The sequence below is a fragment of the Pseudomonas sp. K5002 genome, assembly GCF_013386655.1.
In the GTDB taxonomy this organism is placed as follows: Bacteria; Pseudomonadota; Gammaproteobacteria; order Pseudomonadales; family Pseudomonadaceae; genus Aquipseudomonas.
On the sequence record NZ_JACARK010000305.1, the window covers coordinates 1 to 2,512 of the forward strand.

The window sequence follows — 2,512 nt, forward strand, 5'->3', positions numbered from 1 at the left end:
CCGAGATGGCCGCCTGCGGTTTGGGCATGGGCGGCTTCGGCGCGTCCCGTGCGTTGTCGACCCGCAATGACGAGCCGACCCGTGCCAGTCGTCCGTGGGACAAGGGCCGTGACGGTTTTGTTCTGGCCGACGGTGCCGGTGCGCTGGTACTCGAAGAGCTGGAGCACGCGAAGGCCCGTGGCGCCACCATCTACGCCGAGCTGATTGGTTTCGGCATGAGCGGTGATGCGTACCACATGACCTCGCCTCCGTCGGACGGCGCGGGTGCTGCACGCTGCATCACCAATGCGTTGCGTGATGCCAAGGTCAACGTTGACCAGGTGCAGTACATCAATGCCCATGGCACTTCGACCCCGACCGGCGACCTGGCGGAAGCCGAGGCCATCAAGTCGGTGTTCGGCGAGCATGCCTACAAGCTGGCGGTCAGTTCCACCAAGTCCATGACCGGGCACCTGTTGGGTGCGGCGGGCGCGGTCGAGGCAATCTTCAGCGTGCTGGCCATCAAGGATCAGGTCGCTCCGCCGACCATCAACCTCGATGAACCGGATGAAGGCTGCGACCTGAACTTCGTGCCTCACGAGCCGCAGAAGATGCCGATCGACGTGGTGCTGTCCAACTCGTTCGGTTTTGGTGGTACCAACGGTTCCCTGGTGTTCCGCCGGTTCGCCGAGTGATGGAGAGCTGGGTCGACGGTCAGCCGGCGGGCGCAGTGCCCCTGAAAGACCGTGGCCTGGCATACGGTGATGGGCTGTTCGAGACCATTGCCGTCAAGGCCGGGCAGCCCGTGCTGCTTGACCGCCACCTGCAGCGCCTTGAAGAAGGTTGCAGGCGGTTGGCGATTGTTGCGGATCAACCCCTGATCCGCAGCGAATTGCTGGCCTACGCCGCTGCCCTGGGTGACGGTGTACTCAAGTTGATCCTGACCCGTGGCGACAGCCAGCGCGGTTATGGCATCAGTGCTGGCGCTCCGGCGCGGCGCATTCTGCAAGGCAGTTCCCCTGCCACTTATCCCCCGGAACATGCAGCGTCAGGCATCCGCCTGTTTGTGTGTACCACGCGTTTGTCCGAGCAACCGTTGCTCGCCGGCCTCAAGCACCTCAATCGACTGGAACAGGTGTTCGCCCGCGCCGAATGGCAGGATGCCGAACACGCCGAAGGTTTGATGCTGGATATGTCCGGTCGAATCATCGAAGGCGTCTTCAGCAACCTGTTTCTGGTGCGTAACGGCGTGTTGCTGACCGCTGATCTGAAACGCTGCGGCGTCGCCGGCGTCATGCGGGCCGAGGTGTTGGCCCAGGCGCAGGCGTTGGGCATTCCGACGAGCGTGGCCGATATCAGCCTTGAGCAGCTGCAACAGGCCGATGAAGTCTTGGTGTGCAACAGCGTATATGGCATTTGGCCGGTGCGCGGATGTGCTGCGATGAGCTGGCCGGTTGGGCCGCTCACCCGTAAACTGCAGGGCATTGTTCGCGCACTATTGGATATTTGATTTGAGACGTAAATTTGTATTGTTGCTGGAGATCGGTCTGGTCCTGGCGGGTTTGCTGCTGGGCGCTTCGGCCTGGAAGCTGAACTCGGCCCTTGAGCAGCCCTTGAATCTGACCCAGGAGCAATTGCTGGACGTACCGGCTGGCGCGACGCCCACCGGCACCTTCAATCGCCTGGAAAATGACGGCGTGCTCAAGGATGCGTTCTGGTTGCGTCTCTACTGGCGCTTCAACCTCGACGGCCAGCCGCTGCACAGCGGCGAATACCGCATGACCCCGGGCCTCACCGCCGAGGGCCTGATCGGCCTGTGGCAGCGTGGCGAAGTGGTGCAGTACAGCATTACGCTGGTGGAAGGCTGGAACTTCCGCCAGGTGCGCGCGGCCCTGGCCAAGCATGAAAAGATCGAGCAGACCCTGTCCGGCCTGAGTGACAGCGAGGTGATGGAAAAACTCGGCCACCCGGGCGTATTTCCTGAAGGGCGCTTCTTCCCGGACACCTACCGCTTCGTGCGTGGCATGAGCGACGTTGAACTACTGAAAAAATCCTACAACCGTCTGGACGATGTCCTCGCCCAGGAGTGGAGCAAGCGCGCGGCCGATGCGCCGTACACCGACCCCTATCAAGCGCTGATCATGGCCTCGCTGGTGGAGAAAGAAACCGGCGTGCCGGAAGAGCGCGGCCAGATCGCCGGGGTATTCGTGCGGCGCATGCAGATCGGCATGCTGCTGCAAACCGACCCGACGGTGATCTACGGCCTCGGTGAGCGCTACACCGGCAAGCTGACCCGCGCACACCTCAAGGAAGCCACGCCCTACAACACCTACGTGATCGCCGGCCTGCCGCCGACGCCGATCGCCATGGTCGGGCGGGAGGCGATTCATGCTGCGCTGAACCCGGTGGCGGGCAGCAGCCTGTATTTCGTTGCCCGAGGCGATGGCAGCCATATTTTCTCGGATAACCTGGATGCGCATAACGCAGCAGTGCGTGAGTTCCAGATGAAGCGTCGCGCCGATTACCGTTCCAG

The 2,512-nt window shown here is 62.7% G+C and carries 3 protein-coding genes; all 3 read left to right on the forward strand.

Annotated elements, in window-relative coordinates:
* Positions 1 to 674, forward strand: a 674-nt coding sequence (locus tag HX846_RS15520) for a beta-ketoacyl-ACP synthase II (RefSeq protein WP_178965666.1), incomplete at its 5' end; no start/stop codon positions are given.
* Positions 674 to 1,489 carry an aminodeoxychorismate lyase gene (gene pabC, locus HX846_RS15525; RefSeq protein ID WP_178965668.1) on the forward strand — a complete coding sequence of 272 codons (816 nt, stop codon included), beginning with the start codon at positions 674 to 676 and terminating at the stop codon, positions 1,487 to 1,489. The genes HX846_RS15520 and pabC, both read left to right, overlap by 1 nt.
* Before the next feature lies 1 nt (position 1,490).
* Positions 1,491 to 2,512, forward strand: a 1,022-nt coding sequence (gene mltG, locus HX846_RS15530) for an endolytic transglycosylase MltG (RefSeq protein WP_178965667.1), incomplete at its 3' end; no start/stop codon positions are given.

What these genes read in the sequence shown, in the direction of transcription:
- pabC (WP_178965668.1), top strand. Translation starts at nt 674, where the DNA reads ATGGAGAGCTGGGTCGACGGTCAGCCGGCGGGCGCAGTGCCCCTGAAA.